General features: G+C 37.6%; 16 protein-coding genes and 1 tRNA gene. 4 read left to right on the top strand and 13 right to left on the bottom strand.

All coding sequences use genetic code 11. The features are described from left to right. Positions 1-199: 199 nt before the first annotated feature. The 3 genes from RYK16_RS00710 to RYK16_RS00700 form a co-directional block, all read right to left on the bottom strand. Entirely contained in the window at positions 200-772 is a 573-nt protein-coding gene (locus RYK16_RS00710; protein WP_314850155.1) for a hypothetical protein, read from the bottom strand. An 82-nt stretch (positions 773-854) separates the two neighbouring features. Further along, positions 855-1118, bottom strand: a complete 264-nt coding sequence (locus tag RYK16_RS00705) for a hypothetical protein (RefSeq protein WP_314850154.1) — start codon at positions 1116-1118, stop codon at positions 855-857. 402 nt (positions 1119-1520) lie between these two features. After that, positions 1521-1596, bottom strand: a tRNA-Asn gene (locus RYK16_RS00700). A gap of 158 nt (positions 1597-1754) precedes the next feature. Here RYK16_RS00700 and RYK16_RS00695 point away from each other — a divergent pair. The 3 genes from RYK16_RS00695 (at position 1755) to RYK16_RS00685 (ending at position 4801) form a co-directional block, all read left to right on the top strand. Further along, positions 1755-2867: an SPFH domain-containing protein gene (locus tag RYK16_RS00695; protein ID WP_314850153.1), complete on the top strand. Its 1113-nt coding sequence runs from the start codon at positions 1755-1757 to the stop codon at positions 2865-2867. A gap of 62 nt (positions 2868-2929) precedes the next feature. Continuing rightward, positions 2930-4024 (top strand): hypothetical protein, encoded by a 1095-nt coding sequence (locus RYK16_RS00690; RefSeq protein ID WP_314850152.1) that lies wholly within the window; start codon positions 2930-2932, stop codon positions 4022-4024. Between the two features lie 12 nt (positions 4025-4036). Next, on the top strand, positions 4037-4801 hold the full coding sequence (locus RYK16_RS00685) for a TPM domain-containing protein (RefSeq protein ID WP_314850151.1): 765 nt from the start codon (positions 4037-4039) through the stop codon (positions 4799-4801). Positions 4802-4834: 33 nt separating this feature from the next. Here the strand turns inward: RYK16_RS00685 and RYK16_RS00680 are convergent, their stop codons facing one another. Then, positions 4835-5425 carry a class I SAM-dependent methyltransferase gene (locus tag RYK16_RS00680; RefSeq protein ID WP_314850150.1) on the bottom strand — a complete coding sequence of 197 codons (591 nt, stop codon included), beginning with the start codon at positions 5423-5425 and terminating at the stop codon, positions 4835-4837. Positions 5426-5495: 70 nt separating this feature from the next. On the opposite strand from RYK16_RS00680, the gene RYK16_RS00675 reads away from it, so the two are divergent. Then, on the top strand, positions 5496-8723 hold the full coding sequence (locus tag RYK16_RS00675; protein WP_314850149.1) for a DEAD/DEAH box helicase: 3228 nt from the start codon (positions 5496-5498) through the stop codon (positions 8721-8723). Between the two features lie 31 nt (positions 8724-8754). Here the strand turns inward: RYK16_RS00675 and RYK16_RS00670 are convergent, their stop codons facing one another. The 9 genes from RYK16_RS00670 to rpmJ all read right to left on the bottom strand — a co-directional run bounded on the left by RYK16_RS00670 (position 8755) and on the right by rpmJ (position 15334). After that, positions 8755-10128, bottom strand: coding sequence for an SH3 domain-containing protein (locus RYK16_RS00670; RefSeq protein WP_314850148.1), 1374 nt, complete (start codon positions 10126-10128; stop codon positions 8755-8757). A 15-nt stretch (positions 10129-10143) separates the two neighbouring features. Further along, a complete protein-coding gene (locus RYK16_RS00665) occupies positions 10144-11505 on the bottom strand; it encodes a PFL family protein (RefSeq protein ID WP_314850147.1) in 1362 nt (453 codons plus the stop codon). Between the two features lie 8 nt (positions 11506-11513). Further along, positions 11514-11783, bottom strand: coding sequence for an ACT domain-containing protein (locus RYK16_RS00660; RefSeq protein WP_298663898.1), 270 nt, complete (start codon positions 11781-11783; stop codon positions 11514-11516). A gap of 10 nt (positions 11784-11793) precedes the next feature. Beyond that, positions 11794-12927, bottom strand: coding sequence for a hypothetical protein (locus RYK16_RS00655; RefSeq protein WP_314850146.1), 1134 nt, complete (start codon positions 12925-12927; stop codon positions 11794-11796). A 128-nt stretch (positions 12928-13055) separates the two neighbouring features. Continuing rightward, positions 13056-13418 (bottom strand): 50S ribosomal protein L17, encoded by a 363-nt coding sequence (gene rplQ, locus RYK16_RS00650; RefSeq protein ID WP_006525031.1) that lies wholly within the window; start codon positions 13416-13418, stop codon positions 13056-13058. A 14-nt stretch (positions 13419-13432) separates the two neighbouring features. Then, positions 13433-14392 (bottom strand): DNA-directed RNA polymerase subunit alpha, encoded by a 960-nt coding sequence (locus tag RYK16_RS00645; RefSeq protein ID WP_006525030.1) that lies wholly within the window; start codon positions 14390-14392, stop codon positions 13433-13435. Between the two features lie 24 nt (positions 14393-14416). After that, complete coding sequence (gene rpsK / locus RYK16_RS00640; protein ID WP_006525029.1) at positions 14417-14821, bottom strand: 30S ribosomal protein S11; 405 nt, start codon at positions 14819-14821, stop codon at positions 14417-14419. Between the two features lie 12 nt (positions 14822-14833). Then, a complete protein-coding gene (gene rpsM / locus RYK16_RS00635) occupies positions 14834-15199 on the bottom strand; it encodes a 30S ribosomal protein S13 (RefSeq protein ID WP_294208181.1) in 366 nt (121 codons plus the stop codon). A gap of 21 nt (positions 15200-15220) precedes the next feature. Beyond that, complete coding sequence (rpmJ, locus tag RYK16_RS00630) at positions 15221-15334, bottom strand: 50S ribosomal protein L36 (RefSeq protein WP_006525027.1); 114 nt, start codon at positions 15332-15334, stop codon at positions 15221-15223. Between the last annotated feature and the right edge of the window lie 17 nt (positions 15335-15351).

Here is a 15351-nt window from a genome sequence, read left to right as displayed (position 1 = left end):
GGTATCGGATTTTACATATTTACTCAACTAACATATTTGCATCTTAAGTATTTCTTAATCAATTCTTAATAATTGATTATTGTAATTAATATTATGTACTTTACAAGCATATTATCCTTATATTTTTTACTTTAAAACCTATCCATCACGAATTACTTTTAGAGACGAAAAAAGGTATCCACTATGAATGCAGATACCTTTACTTAGCAAATCTAAGAACCACTGCTCTTGCTTTAGTACCCTCAAATTTTGTCCAATCTTCATCCACTTCTGATTGTACAGACGTCATATCTTTTGCATCTAAATATAGTAAGATATCTCCAGAAACTAAATCTTTGTCTTGTATTAGTTTATATGAAATTTTTCGATCATCCACACTATCTAATGATAACAAAAACTGGATGTGCTTCTCATGCTCGTTACCTGCATTATAATAAATATCAATATCCCTTTCTGAAATCGACAGGTTCAATATATCGTTATCGTCAATCTCAAAAACATAACTTTCTTTTTCGATAAGCACCCCATTTTCGCATTCTGCATATAATATCTCTATGCTCTTTAAATTTGCTTCACTAGAATATTTAAAAGTATATGTATCAACCTCATTTAATAAAGAATACTCTATTCTGCCTACATGCTTTACTGAAGTTCTAGATTCAGTTGCACTATTACAAGCAGATAGAAAAAAACATAACATTATAATAATTAATTTATTCAATATCCATGTTCCAGCCACAATAAATTGTTTGATATATTTCCTATGTCCCATAACCTCATCACCCTCTTTATTCTCATATTGGCTTTTTCTATAAAATAAGTTCTAAACCATGTTATACCTATGTTATTTAGGTTCACTTGATAGAAATTTTTGTCCACTTCGTTGGATAATGATCTACATAATCAAACTGCTCTTCCTCTGGGGAGACAAGTGCTTTGTAATACAAAACATCATCTTTTTCGTAAAATACAAGCACAATACTTCTGCCATTCACATTAGTAACTGATTCTGTATAATATTTAACATTATCAATGCTTGTATTATCTGTGGAGGCTGTTTTGCAACCAGTTGTTAATGTACAGAAAAGAGCCAAAACAGTCATCAATATTTTTTTCATTTCTTCCTCCTTTATATCCTTTCAATTTTAAAATTATAGATGATGCTAGAAAATAAAGTCCTTAAATACAAGTTGTATACTTTCTTGCACATAGATGATAAATATTATACTTTTTCATACAATGCGATCTACCGCATTCCTTTTATAGTTTCATCATATAAACTTCATCGTAGAATACAAGTCTATTATTGGTACAAAAAAAGAGTTACAATAAATATATTGAACTTCTAATTCATTTATGTCGAAATATTACTTTTTCGACATTTTTATATTCCGTACGAAACGCTTTCGTATATCCTCACTCGTTTTGTCTGCTACCATTCATTTCTTCTTTCGATTTCGAACTTTATCTATAAAACATAAAAAGAGGTATCTACAATATGTAAATACCTCTTCTATATATGGCGCCTTAAACAGGGCTCGAACCTGTGACCTAGCGGTTAACAGCCGCTCGCTCTGCCGACTGAGCTATTAAGGCACGTGACTATATTACCATTTCTATATAATCATCGCAACACCTTTTTTCATTATTTGCAGAAAAGTTATTCTAAAATATTTTAAATTCATTATTGACTGACGGTCAAACAGATGTTAGTATATGATTGTACAGTCAGAAGACTATAAGGAGGAACTTATATGGGTCTCATTTCTACTGCTTTATTATCCGCTAGTTCAACACTTAGCGATTCTTGGAAAGAGTATTTCTATTGTGATGCTATTCCAGCTGATGTATTTGTTGTAAAAGGTGTTAAGAGAAACTCTGGGGGATTCTTCAGTGGCAATAACGGAAGCGACAACATTATTACTGACGGTTCAATTATTGCGGTTGCTGATGGCCAAGCAATGATTATCGTTGAACAAGGACAAATCGTTGATATTTGTGCTGAACCTGGTGAATTCAAATATGACTCATCTACACAACCATCTGTATTTACAGGCAGCCTTGGTGAAGGCGTTAAGAGAATGTTTGCAGAATTTGGTCGCCGCTTCACATTCGGTGGAACTCCTGCTACAGATCAACGTATCTACTATGTAAATACAAAGGAATTAGTTGGCGTGAAGTATGGCACTCCTGCCCCAATTCCATTCAGAGTTGTTGATGCTCGTGCAGGTATCGATATCGATGTTTCCATGAAGTGCTTTGGTGAATACAGCTTACATGTATGCGATCCAGTATTATTCTATACAAATGTTTGTGGAAACGTATCTGATAGCTATAAATTAAGTGATCTTAATGATCAGCTACGTACAGAGTTACTCACTGCTTTACAACCAGCATTTGGTAAGCTAAGCGAACAAGGTATCCGTTACTCTCAGATTCCAGCTCATACAACCGAGTTAGCTGCTGCTCTTAATGAAGAACTCAGCAGTAAGTGGAGAGAAAAGCGCGGTATCGAAATCGTAAACTTCGGTGTATCCTCTATCAAGGCTGATGAAGCTGATGAAGAGATGCTCAAGCAAATGCAACGTAACGCTGCATACACAGACGCAAACTTAGCGGCTGCTACACTTGTTGGTGCACAAGCACAAGCAATGCAAGATGCTGCCAAGAATGCTAATGGTGCTGCTATGGGCTTCATGGGAATGAATGCTGCACAAAGTGCTGGTGGTATAAATGCTAATGCACTATACCAAGCAGGTCAGGCTCAGAAGGCTGCTAATAGCGGTGATAAGTGGTTCTGCCCAGATTGCGGCAACGAAAACCACTCAAACTTCTGTTCTAACTGTGGAACAAAGAAACCTGAATAAACAATCAAAACGATAAGAACCCGTTCTATCGGGTTCTTTTTCTCAATTGAAAGGGGAATATTATGGCAAATAACGCATTAACAAATTTCCAGTGTCCAAATTGTAATGGTCCTCTTACCTTTGACCCAGGGCTACAAAAACTAAAATGTGGTAACTGCGGAAGTACTTTTGCTCCTGCCGAGATTGAAGAACACTACGACAAACAAGTAGCTCTTTCTATTGAAGAAGGACAAAAAGAATATAGTGCCGAAGATACACTACAATGGAGTGAAGAAGATGCGCAAAACTTGCGTGCATACAACTGTCCTTCTTGCGGAGCACAGTTAATCGCAGATAAAAATACCGCTGCAACAAGTTGCCCATATTGTGGTAATCCTACAATTGTTCCAGCACAGTTTAGCGGCGCGCTAAAACCAGACTACGTGATTCCGTTCAAGATGAATAAGGATGAGGCAATCAAGAAGTTATCAGACTTCTATGGTGGTAAGCCATTATTACCAAACGCATTCAAGGAACGTAATCATATTGAGGAAATCAAAGGTGTTTATGTTCCATTCTGGCTCTATGATGGAACAGCAGATGCAGACATGGCCTTCCGTGGCACAATTTCACATTCCCATCGCGAAGGTGACTATACAGTAACTGTAACAGAAAACTATTCTATCTTGCGTCAAGGAACTGTAGAGTTTAATCGTGTTCCTGCCGATGGCTCTAGTAAAATGCCAGATGAATTCATGGATGCAATTGAACCATACAACTATAAAGATATGATTCCATTCGAAATGGGTTATATGACAGGCTATCTCGCAGATAGATACGATGTGACTGCAGAACAAGATCGTGGACGCGTTAATTTACGTATGCGTACATCTGCAGCCGATAAGATTCGTGAAACTGTTAGAGGTTATCATACCCTACTCCCACGTCGTTCAAATATTTATATTCGAGAAGATAAAGTTCACTATGCATTCCTTCCTGTTTGGATGCTTACTACAAAATGGCAAGGCAAAACTTACATGTTCGCCATGAATGGTCAAACAGGAAAGATGATTGGTGATGACTTACCGATTGATAGTGCAAAATCTGTTCTTTACTTCTTCGGCATACTACTCATCAGTATGATATTGATTGGTATCCTACTGTTTGTAGCATTTTAGGAGGTAGGCATTATGAAGAAAAAATTACTAGCACTCGTTGCAGCATTTACTTTCTTGTTATGCATGTTACCAAGTTTCTTGCTACCAACAAGAGCTGATGCAAATGATTACATTGTCGATGAATATGGTTTATTAACCAGTGCCGAAGTACAAGCACTCAACAACATCGCAAAAGAATATAGTGAAAAGTATAATATCGGCTTCTATATCCGTATTATGAATTCTCATGGAGAGTTGACTATCGAGCAATACTCAGAAAGCATCTTCAACTCAGAAGGTCTTGGAATTGGTGATGAAAAAGAGGGCATTATGCTAACTCTAACAATGGATGATCGTAAATTCGATATAACCGTACACGGTCCAAAATCGAATAAAATTTTTGATGCCAACGCTAGAGAAAAAATTGCTAGTGCAGTTGTCTATGATCACCTACAATACAATGAATACGGGGAAGGCGCAAAAGTATTCCTAGATGAATGCTCTAGTACAATCCTTACACCATACGTGATTAAGGGTAGTATTACCGTAATTATTCCATTGATTATTTCTATCGTTACAATTATTTTCTTTAGAAGTAAACACAAGACTAAAGGAATTTCACGCGAAGCGTATGCATACATACCTCAAGGTGGTCTAAGACTTCAAAGATCACAAGATATGTACTTGTATCGTTCTGAAACACGTACTTATAACCCACCTGCTAAGAGTAGCGGTGGAGGTGGCGGTTTCCACTCAAGTAGCGGTGGTGGCTTTGGTCACACAAGCGGACACTTCTAATATAAATACAGGCTTATCCATTGGATAAGCCTTTTATTTTACAACTGCAATTGCGATGCCATCCCCCACTTCAAGATGGAAGGTTGTTTCAAAACGTGAATCTGTTTTTAGATATTCACGAAACTTTAAAATCTTGCGTGTCATTTGTACAGTAGAACGATTTTGTGATAACTCAGGACAATCCACAATGCCATGAAACTGCAAGTTATCAAAGAAAAATACAGTACCCTTTCTCGCATTTTTAAAGAAGTGTTCCATATACTTACGATATTGCGACTTTGCGGCATCGATAAATATTAAATCGTATATCTTCTTTGTTTCAAATTGATAAGCATCTTGTAAGTATGCATGCACTCTATCCCGCAGACCTGCATGCATGATATTATCTACAGCTTGATGATACATTTTAGGATTAATCTCAACGGTATCGATTGTCATATCCCAACGTAGATTTGCCATCTGAATAGCCGAGTAACCAACTGCTGTTCCAATCTCCAAAATATCGCGTATCCCTTCATGGCTACGTATATATTCCAGCAAGAATTCCATACCATCATCCAACATGATTGGCACATGTTCCTTACGGGCTTTATCGTGTATTTCCTGTAATCTAACTTCATCCATATAGACAGTATAATATATTATTTCAATACGGTACATGTTAGAATGAAAGGATAAAGAAATGGAGGGGAGTATGTTAACACTTGAGTTTGTACGCGCCTTTATAGGTGAAAAAATGTATGCCAGAGGTATGCAGGAGTATACTGAAGCAAATGTCTTTAATATGGAAATCACTGAAAATGATGAACATTACAAATTGATTACAGCCAATGTTCAAGGTGAAGAGTATTATAGTGTCCATACTGTTAACATTGAACTCAGTCCACAAAATGAATGGATTACAAAGATGTCGTGTGACTGCGAGTATTTTGATTACCGTCATACCCCTTGTAAACATATCGCAGCTGTACTAATTGCCTATGTAAAACGAGATGACGTACAACCTGAACCTTCTTTACGTAAAAAACATACAGATAAATCGTTTAAAGAATTCTTATCTAGTTATCAAGCGCACATAAATACTTTCACAGAAAGACCTCTAAATATCATTTTAGAACCTGAAATATCCCCAAAGTTTCGTTCAGATACTCTTGAAGTAGGATTTAAGATTGGTTTATTAAATGAACATCTCTATTCCATTCAGAACATTTCGGAATTTGTTGAGAATATGGATGGTGAAAAGAGTAAAAAATATGGTAAATCCTTAGAGTTCACTCACACACTGCAGGCTTTCCATCCACGATATCGCCCCCTTGTACAATATTTGGTTGATTATGTACATGATGAGACTTCCTATTCCCTTTATCAAAGTATGCCAGGATATCGGATGATGCATGCATCAGATTTACCACGTCGCACAATAACAGTAAAATCTTATGCAATCGATATCTTTTGGGATACAATCAAGGATCTTCCATTCAACATCAAAGAACATTACGGCATCTTACAAGCCTATACTCTAGTCGATGGGCAACCCTCTATGAATGCTTCTATCGAAAAAGTTGAAGATGGATATCAATTTAATACAACCGTATTACCATATATCACAGGCAAAAAACATACATATTTCTTTGATGAAAATCGGCAGATAATTTATCGTGACGAAAGAGCCTCACAAGCCTTCCGTAAGTTAATCGATTATTTCCATAATGGTAAGTCAGAAAATATCTTTATTGCGGAAGATGATATCGCAACCTTTGCAAAAAATGTGTTCCCAATCTTACAAAAGAATTTAACTGTACAAACAGAAGGCTTCAATCCTATACAATATCTTCCAGAAGTTCCTACTTTTGAGATATATCTGGACATGCCACAAGATAACCTAATTACAGGTGAACTCTACGCAATATATTCTCATGGTAAATACAATGTATTCATACCAAATGAAAATGCAGGCAATCGAGACTTATTACTTGAAAAGAATATGGATCATTTCTTCTCACCTTGGTTTAGTGCCTATGACACATCTAATCATCGTATGGCACTTACAGATGATGACGATAAAGTATATCGCTTCGTTAAATTTGGCATCTTAGAAATGCAAGCTAAGGCGGATGTATTTATCTCTGAATCCCTCAAGAAACTAAAGATTCATAGTCAAACACGTATTTCAATTGGCGTTTCTGTCAATCATGACTTATTACAGCTAAACCTAGTTAGTGATCAAATCAATCTCAAACAACTGAACGAGATTCTCAGTAAATATGACCCAAAGAAGAAATACTATCGTCTAAAGAGTGGTGAGTTTGTCGATGTTGACGAGAATATTCAAGCTCTTGCAAGCTTTAAAGATGCAATGAATATTAATAGTACTCAATTTACCCGTGGTACGATTGATATTCCTGCTTACCGAGCAACCTACCTCGATCAATTATCAAAGACTTCTATCTTGGATATCCAAGCAGAGGAAAACTTCAGACGTCTCATCCGCAATATGAAAGATATCGAAGATATTGAATACACTATTCCCCAGGAAATTGAACCAATTTTACGACCATATCAGAAAAAAGGTTTCCGTTGGCTCTATGCACTCAAAGAAAATCATCTAGGTGGCCTACTAGCAGATGAAATGGGTCTAGGTAAATCTATCCAAATTATTTCTTTACTCGCAGCTTGGAAGGACCGCAAACGTGCGCTCATTGTATGTCCATCTTCTCTTGTGTATAACTGGGCCAATGAAATCAATAAATTCACGCCAAATATGCACTATACAATGATTTCAGGCTTTGCCAATATCCGTAAGGAGTTAATCCGTACTTCCCTGGAAAATGATATCCTAATTACATCATATGATGCTTTAAAACGCGATATTGATGTGTATCGTACAATGGAATTCTCTTGTCAGGTAATTGATGAAGCGCAATATATCAAAAATGCATCTACATTAGCTGCACAATCCGTAAAGGCAATCAATAGTCGCTTCCGTATCAGCTTAACAGGTACCCCTATTGAAAATAGATTAAGTGAACTTTGGTCTATCTTTGATTTCATCCTTCCTGGATTCTTTGGTTCTTATCAGAAGTTCCGCACAAATTATGAACTTCCTATTGTTCGTGACCAAGATGAATTCTTAGAAGCAGAACTACAAAAGATGGTAACACCATTTATCCTACGTAGACGTAAAAAGGATGTATTGCACGATTTACCAGACAAAATTGAAGATGTATATTTTGGTCAGCTTGAAGATGAGCAAAAAAATCTCTATGAAGCTCGTGTTCAGCGCCTTAAGTTGATGTTGCAGAAACAGAGTGATGAAGAATTCAAGGAGAACAAGATTGCAGTCTTAGCTGAGTTAACACGCTTACGTCAATTATGTTGTGATCCGCACTTAATTTACGATAACTACAAAGGTAACTCTGCTAAGAAAGAACTCTGTTTAGATATCGTAGAAAACGCAATTGAAGAAGGACATAAGATTCTACTCTTCTCCCAATTCACTTCTATGCTAGATACCCTAACGCAAGAGTTTGATAAGAAAGGCATTCGTTATCATAAGCTCGTCGGTTCTACCCCACAGAAAGAGCGTGCTGAAATGGTAGAATCCTTCCAGAAAGATGATGTTCCTGTCTTCTGTATCTCGTTAAAGGCTGGTGGTACTGGTTTAAATCTCACAGCAGCAGATATCGTTATCCATTATGACCCTTGGTGGAATACTGCTGTAGAGAATCAAGCAAGTGATCGTGCACATCGTATTGGCCAAACAAATGTAGTAAACGTCTTCCGTTTAATCATCAAGGATACAATTGAAGAGAGAATCATTCAGCTTCAAAAAGAGAAATCTAATCTAGCGGACCGTATTCTATCTGGTGAAGGTGTATCTAGTGCTACACTGTCCAGACAAGATTTGTTGGAACTACTTTAACCAAGCAAAAGAGACCTTTCGGTCTCTTTTGTTATTTACGATATGTTAAGAACTGATTGTTCTTATCTGCAAGCCACTTATTTTCACCAATTTGATACCAAGTATAATCACTTGTCTGTTCAACGGATAGTACTGTAAACTTCTCTCCACGTTTTGCTGAGCCAACTACATCAAAGTTTGTACCTGCACCACCACGGATATTCAAGGAATCGATGACAACTTCAACTTCTCCCAATGTTTCTGGAGTTGGTTCTGGTGTTGCTGGTGTAGCAGTAGGTTCTGGTGTTGCATCAGAGTTAACAACTACACTTGTTTGGTCATTCTTTGAGCCAAAGAGTGATTTAAAATCAAACTTTCCACCCATTGAATCATATACAATCCAACCAAGTCCTGCTATTAACATTAATGTTAGAATCGCAATCAAGAATTTTACGAAGAAACTTCCACCCTTAGATTCCTCTTCCTCAAGGTCTTCTACAGCCTCATCATTTTCATCAAATAATTCTTTCTTGATGACTTGTGTTGCGGAAGAACGGATTTCTTGTTCATGAGAAATTGGAGCTGGTTCTTCCTTTACTGTTGGTAGTGATAATGTATCCTCAATTTCATCAGATACTGTTGGCATCTGCATTGTATTTTCATCTGAGCCTGATGTAGATGGTAAGTCTGGGAATTGTACCTTACTCTCTTCTGTTGGAAGAGATGGTGTTTCTACTGGCTTAACTGTTTCCTCTGGTTGTGCAAATACACCACTGAGGATATCATCCTCTGCTGATTGTAGCGCAAGATCATCTTGCATCTTAAGGACCATTGCACGGTCTGATACTGGATTTAACTTATCCATTAATACGATGAGTGTTCCTAAATTGAATCCACTGCTCATTAGTGTATCCTTGGCTTCTGTCAACCAACTCATCACAGACTGTGGAGTACTCATTAAGAGCTTTGCACTTTCTTCAACAGATAAACCATCATATAAGTGGAGTGCTAAAGCAGCTCTAGCTCCTGTGCTGAGTTTATCCATCATCTCTAATACTTGGTACTTCTTACCTTCAGATGTTTCCGGTAAAACTGCCATATAATTAGGGATTTCATCAGCTTCTGTATACATATTGCTATTAGTTGTTGACTCTTCTAAAGGCAATACATGCGCAATCGCTTCCTTACGAACCTTTTCAGCCGCCCAGCACTCAAACCACTCAGGATTTGTTACTTCCTTTAAACTTGAAAATACTTTCTTTAGTCCCGCTTGTTCTACTTTTTTGGCTTGCTCATGATCTGCTACAAATAATCTAGTGATAAAGTACATCTTATCTGAGATACGTCTTAGTATTTCTTTCGCAGATTCAATATCACGTTGTTTTGCTTTTTCTAATAATTCCTTTATTGTCTGATTTTCTGACATAATTCCCCTCCAGTATTAATTCTTCAAACTATGTATCGGGGCAGGAATTCTTCCACCACGATTGATTAGTTTATCTGCTTTCGTCATCTTAACTGGCATGATTGGGCCCTCTCCTAAAAGACCTCCAAACACCAATTTATCCCCTGCATCCATACCAATTGCTGGTATTAATCTGCATGCGGTTGTCTTATTGTTGATCATACCGATAGCAGCCTCATCTGCAATTATAGCAGATAGTGTCTCTGCTGTCGTATCACCAGGTACAATAATCATATCTAAACCAACGGAACATACCGCTGTCATCGCTTCTAACTTTTCGATTGTTAGGATACCCTGTTCTGCTGCCGAAATCATTCCAGCATCCTCTGATACAGGAATAAATGCTCCAGACAAACCCCCTACACTTGAGGAAGCCATAACACCACCCTTTTTCACCGCATCATTTAACATCGCAAGTGCTGCAGTTGTACCTGGTCCACCACAAACTTCTAAACCAATTTCTTCTAATATTTGTGCAACAGAGTCACCTACCGCTGGTGTTGGGGCTAGTGATAAATCAACGATACCAAACGGAACATTTAAACGTTGTGAAGCTTCACGACCAACCAATTGTCCCATACGTGTAATCTTAAATGCAGTTTGCTTAATGCAAGCCGCAACATCATCCATGCTCGCATGTTCTCCTAATTTTTGTAAAGCAGCTCGTACAACTCCAGGTCCTGATACACCAACATTGATGACACAATCTGGTTCAGATACACCATGGAAGGCACCTGCCATAAATGGATTGTCCTCTACAGCATTGCAGAATACAACAAGTTTTGCTGCACCAAAACAATTATTATCTTTTGTAACCTCAGCACATTCACGGACTATCTGTCCCATTACCTTTACTGCATCCATGTTAATTCCAGCTTTTGTAGAACCAATATTCACGCTGGAACAAACAATATCTGTCTCTTTCAAAGCTTGTGGGATGGACATAATCAGTTCACGGTCACCTTGGGTCATTCCCTTTTGCACTAATGCGGAATATCCACCGATAAAGTTAATACCTATCTCTTTACCAGCCTTATCAAGTGTCTTTGCATACTTTACACAATCACCACCAGAGACACTCTGTAGCAGTGCTATTGGTGTTACAGATACACGTTGGTTGATAATAGGAATACCATATTCACGAGAGATATCTTTTGCGACCTTTACTAAATCTTTCGCTTTTGTTGTAATTTTTTCATAAATCTTTTCACATGAACGGTCAATGTCTTTATCCGCACAATCTAATAATGAGATACCCATTGTGATTGTACGAATATCTAGACAATCTTCTTCTATCATGTGAATCGTTTCTAGGATATTATCACTTTCAATACGCATAGATTCACCTAAATTGTATGCATGCTGTTGAAGATATCTTCATGCATGACATGCACCTTGAGATGTTGTTCATCTCCTGCACTTTCTAAATCATCGGCTACCTTGCGGAAATTTTCTTCGTTGCTAGGTACTTCTACAATCATAATCATTGTAAATAGATCCTGTAATACCTTCTGTGTTACATCGACGATATTAATTTCTCTTTCCGCACATTTCGTAGCAATATATGCTAGAATGCCTGGCTTATCTTTGCCAACAACTGTAATGACCGCTCTCATATATTCTCCTCTATTCGGCTTGTAGTTTCTCTAGTGATAAACCACAATAGTATAATTCCATCTGTAGGAATAATTTTGTTTTCTTAATAAACTCAACTGTGCTTTCTTCACAGATCGATGTTTGACTATTATTTACAAAGTCATACTGACATGCACCTAAACTTCCGTTATCACCTTTCCAACTGTATACATAGGTGATAGAACGATTGCTATAAGTGAATGTCTTGTTCGCAAAATCAATACGGTAGCTTTCATTCTCATTGAATTTATTACTGTAGACATCTTCAGATTCTTTTGTGTAATTAAGACGTGAAACCAGTCTCTTTTTGAAGGTTGCTGTAACTGTATCTTCAGGTGAATCATCATCTGTTGTTACTGTTTGAATTGAACTTGTATCTATGTCTTTATAATAAACATATGCACTTTCAGCTTGCTTTGTTTCATCACTAATAGATACTGTTGTTTCACCAAATTTTAGATAGTTAATTTCACTTTCATATTTGATATTTACTGACTGTCCATTTGTCGTGATTGTAGTATTGAATACTGCTGTTTCTTTAATATAGTGCTGATTGTCATCAAATGAAACATGAATTTCATTGCTTGTGACATCAAATGAATCAAAATTTTTTAAGCCATATGAATCATATCGATTTAAGAAAATTTCTTTCGCACGTTCTACTTGGAGTTGTATCGTATACTCATTTTTATCTTTCTTGATAGATGCGATATCTCCTGCTTCAAATACATATGGATCAAGTGGTACTAGCATCGTCTTTTTCAGATTACTAAAATCCATATCCTCATAGTAATTGACTGAGTTATATGTGTTATACAATCTGCCACCATAGTAATTCCCATTAAGTTCTGATAACATTCCATCCGCATTGATATGTTGCTCATAATGGGCAGTATCACCATCTGTTTCTAATACTCCATCCATAAAATATGTATCTAGTGTTTTATCACTATAAGTCATCGTATATTTGGACTGTACACTTACTGTCCACGAAGATTCTATCTTACGATTTTTTAATGCTGTAGTATATTCTCCTAGTGTAGAATCATCCACCTGAACCGTTGGTTCTACATTTGATTGTTGTATAGTGTGCTGACTACATCCTGACAATAATAGTGCAGTCATACATAATATTTTTATCATTTTCATATGTAATTATTATATCAATCTTTAAACTCTTATACGATAGAAAGCCATCAAATCTTAAGATAAAAAAAGACCATATATCATTGATATACGGTCTATCTTTTTGATTAAACTAATTCGATATAAGCCATTGGAGCAGCATCGCCACGACGAACACCTGTCTTAACAACACGTGTATATCCGCCCTTACGATCAGCATACTTAGGAGCTACTTCTTCAAATAACTTCTTTAATACTGTCTGTCCCGTCTTTTCATCAGCTACAACATTTCTTACGAAAGCAGCAGCCTGACGACGAGCAGCTAAATCACCCTTCTTACCTAAAGTGATTAACTCGTCAACTACAGATCTCATATCTTTAGCTTTAGCTTCTGTTGTTTCTACCTTGCCATACATGATGACAGAAGTAGCCAAGTTTCTCAACATAGCTTTGCGGTGATCAGCATTTCTGCCAAATTTACGATTCCACATAAACGTTCCTCCTGTTAATCAAAGGATTTGAAGCCCAAACCAAGTTCAATGAGCTTATCCTTAACCTCTTTTAATGATTTCTTACCGAGGTTACGGACTCTCATCATTTCATCCTCGGTCTTTTGTGTCAGTTCATCAACTGTCTGAATTCCGGCACGTTTTAAGCAGTTGTAAGAACGTACAGATAAGTCAAGATCTTCAATCATCATCTGCTGTCCCTTGCTTGGCTGCTCTGTATTACCTTCCTTAAGTACTTCATCCATTTGTAGTACTTCATCGTTAATACCAGCTACGATATCTAAGTGATCCATTAAAATCTTAGCTGCCATTGCAATCGCCTTCTGTGGATTGATGGAACCATCAGTCCAAACTTCGAGTGTAACAGCATCATATTTAACATCTTCACCTACACGGGTTGGTTCAACGTTGTAAGCAACTTTTTCAACTGGTGTGTAAATAGAGTCGGTAAATACTGTACCAATTCCTTGAGAGGAACCTTGGTTTAGTTGCTTGTTTAAATCAGCACTAATATAACCACGGCCATTCTTAGCCTTTAATTCCATCTCTAATGTTACATCTTTTTCTAGGTGCGCAATCTCCAAGTCTTTGTTAATAACTTCAACTTGAGCTGGGCAAATAATATCACCAGCAGTGATTGTGCATGGTCCCTTCGCAGAGATCTGTAATGTATAGACCTCATCGTCCTCAATCTTCATGACTAACTGCTTTAACTGCAAGATAATCATGGAAACGTCTTCTCTCACACCTGGGATAGATGTAAATTCGTGGTATACGCCATCAACCTTGATGGAGAATACTGCGGCTCCCGGTAGAGATGAAAGTAGGACCCTGCGAAGCGCATTCCCGATTGTTGTACCAAATCCTCTCTCTAATGGAGAAAGGACAAACTTACCATAATTTTCAGATTCTACGTATTCCTGTACTTCGAAATCGGCGCGTTCAAATTTTTGCATGCTTCAATCCTCCTGTTCTAATGATTAACCACGCGGTCTCTTTGGCGGACGGCATCCGTTATGAGGGATTGGTGTTACATCATTAATAACGGTAATCTCTAAACCTGCTGTCTGTAAAGAACGAACTGCTGATTCACGACCAGCACCTGGTCCCTTAACATTTACTTCTACACTCTTCATACCCTGTTGAACAGCTGCTTTACCAGCTGCTTCAGCGCATAACTGTGCAACATAAGGAGTTGACTTACGTGAACCCTTATAACCTAAAGCACCAGCTGAGCTCCAAGAAATAACGTTACCTGCTTCATCAGAAATTGTAACGATTGTGTTGTTGAATGTTGAATGAATATGAGCAATACCTTTTGCTACATTGCGGCGGGCCTTCTTCTTACGAATCACAGCGCCTTTTTTCTTTGTGTTAGCTGCCATTATACCCTCCTATTACTTCTTCTTATTAGCGACAGTACGACGTGGACCTTTTCTTGTACGAGCGTTTGTACGTGTACGTTGTCCGCGAACTGGTAATCCTTTTCTGTGACGGATTCCACGGTATGAACCGATTTCCATTAGTCGCTTGATATCTAATGCTCTATCACGGCGGAGGTCACCCTCAGTCTTAATAGCATCAATCTTTTCACGGATTGCAGTTTCCTGTGCATCCGTTAAGTCGTTTGTACGTGTGTTTTCGTCGATTCCACAAGCAGCAAGGATATTCTTAGCTGTTGTAGGGCCGATTCCATAAATGTATGTCAATGATACGCCGATAACTTTGTTACGCGGAATATCGACACCAGCAAAACGTGGCATATTTAGTTATCCTCCCTTTAATTAACCCTGTCTCTGCTTATGCTTAGGGTTTTCGCAGATGACCATAACAACGCCCTTGCGCTTGATCACTCTGCACTTATCACAAATTGGTTTTACAGATGGTCTTACTTTCATTTTTATTTGCCTCCTGG

Origin of the sequence: uncultured Solobacterium sp. (assembly GCF_963550625.1) — a bacterium.
Taxonomy (GTDB): domain Bacteria; phylum Bacillota_I; class Bacilli_A; order Erysipelotrichales; family Erysipelotrichaceae; genus Bulleidia.
The sequence above is the reverse complement of the archived record's forward strand: the minus strand, read 5'-3'. Positions and strand labels throughout refer to the sequence as shown.

Excerpts from the sequence above, each read along its gene's own strand:
- RYK16_RS00710 (WP_314850155.1), bottom strand. The coding sequence starts at position 772 with ATGGGACATAGGAAATATATCAAACAATTTATTGTGGCTGGAACATGG.
- RYK16_RS00705 (WP_314850154.1), bottom strand. The coding sequence starts at position 1,118 with ATGAAAAAAATATTGATGACTGTTTTGGCTCTTTTCTGTACATTAACA.
- RYK16_RS00695 (WP_314850153.1), top strand. The coding sequence starts at position 1,755 with ATGGGTCTCATTTCTACTGCTTTATTATCCGCTAGTTCAACACTTAGC.
- RYK16_RS00690 (WP_314850152.1), top strand. The coding sequence starts at position 2,930 with ATGGCAAATAACGCATTAACAAATTTCCAGTGTCCAAATTGTAATGGT.
- RYK16_RS00685 (WP_314850151.1), top strand. The coding sequence starts at position 4,037 with ATGAAGAAAAAATTACTAGCACTCGTTGCAGCATTTACTTTCTTGTTA.
- RYK16_RS00680 (WP_314850150.1), bottom strand. The coding sequence starts at position 5,425 with ATGGATGAAGTTAGATTACAGGAAATACACGATAAAGCCCGTAAGGAA.
- RYK16_RS00675 (WP_314850149.1), top strand. The coding sequence starts at position 5,496 with ATGTTAACACTTGAGTTTGTACGCGCCTTTATAGGTGAAAAAATGTAT.
- RYK16_RS00670 (WP_314850148.1), bottom strand. The coding sequence starts at position 10,128 with ATGTCAGAAAATCAGACAATAAAGGAATTATTAGAAAAAGCAAAACAA.
- RYK16_RS00665 (WP_314850147.1), bottom strand. The coding sequence starts at position 11,505 with ATGCGTATTGAAAGTGATAATATCCTAGAAACGATTCACATGATAGAA.
- RYK16_RS00660 (WP_298663898.1), bottom strand. The coding sequence starts at position 11,783 with ATGAGAGCGGTCATTACAGTTGTTGGCAAAGATAAGCCAGGCATTCTA.
- RYK16_RS00655 (WP_314850146.1), bottom strand. The coding sequence starts at position 12,927 with ATGACTGCACTATTATTGTCAGGATGTAGTCAGCACACTATACAACAA.
- rplQ (WP_006525031.1), bottom strand. The coding sequence starts at position 13,418 with ATGTGGAATCGTAAATTTGGCAGAAATGCTGATCACCGCAAAGCTATG.
- RYK16_RS00645 (WP_006525030.1), bottom strand. The coding sequence starts at position 14,392 with ATGCAAAAATTTGAACGCGCCGATTTCGAAGTACAGGAATACGTAGAA.
- rpsK (WP_006525029.1), bottom strand. The coding sequence starts at position 14,821 with ATGGCAGCTAACACAAAGAAAAAAGGCGCTGTGATTCGTAAGAAGAAG.
- rpsM (WP_294208181.1), bottom strand. The coding sequence starts at position 15,199 with ATGCCACGTTTTGCTGGTGTCGATATTCCGCGTAACAAAGTTATCGGC.
- rpmJ (WP_006525027.1), bottom strand. The coding sequence starts at position 15,334 with ATGAAAGTAAGACCATCTGTAAAACCAATTTGTGATAAGTGCAGAGTG.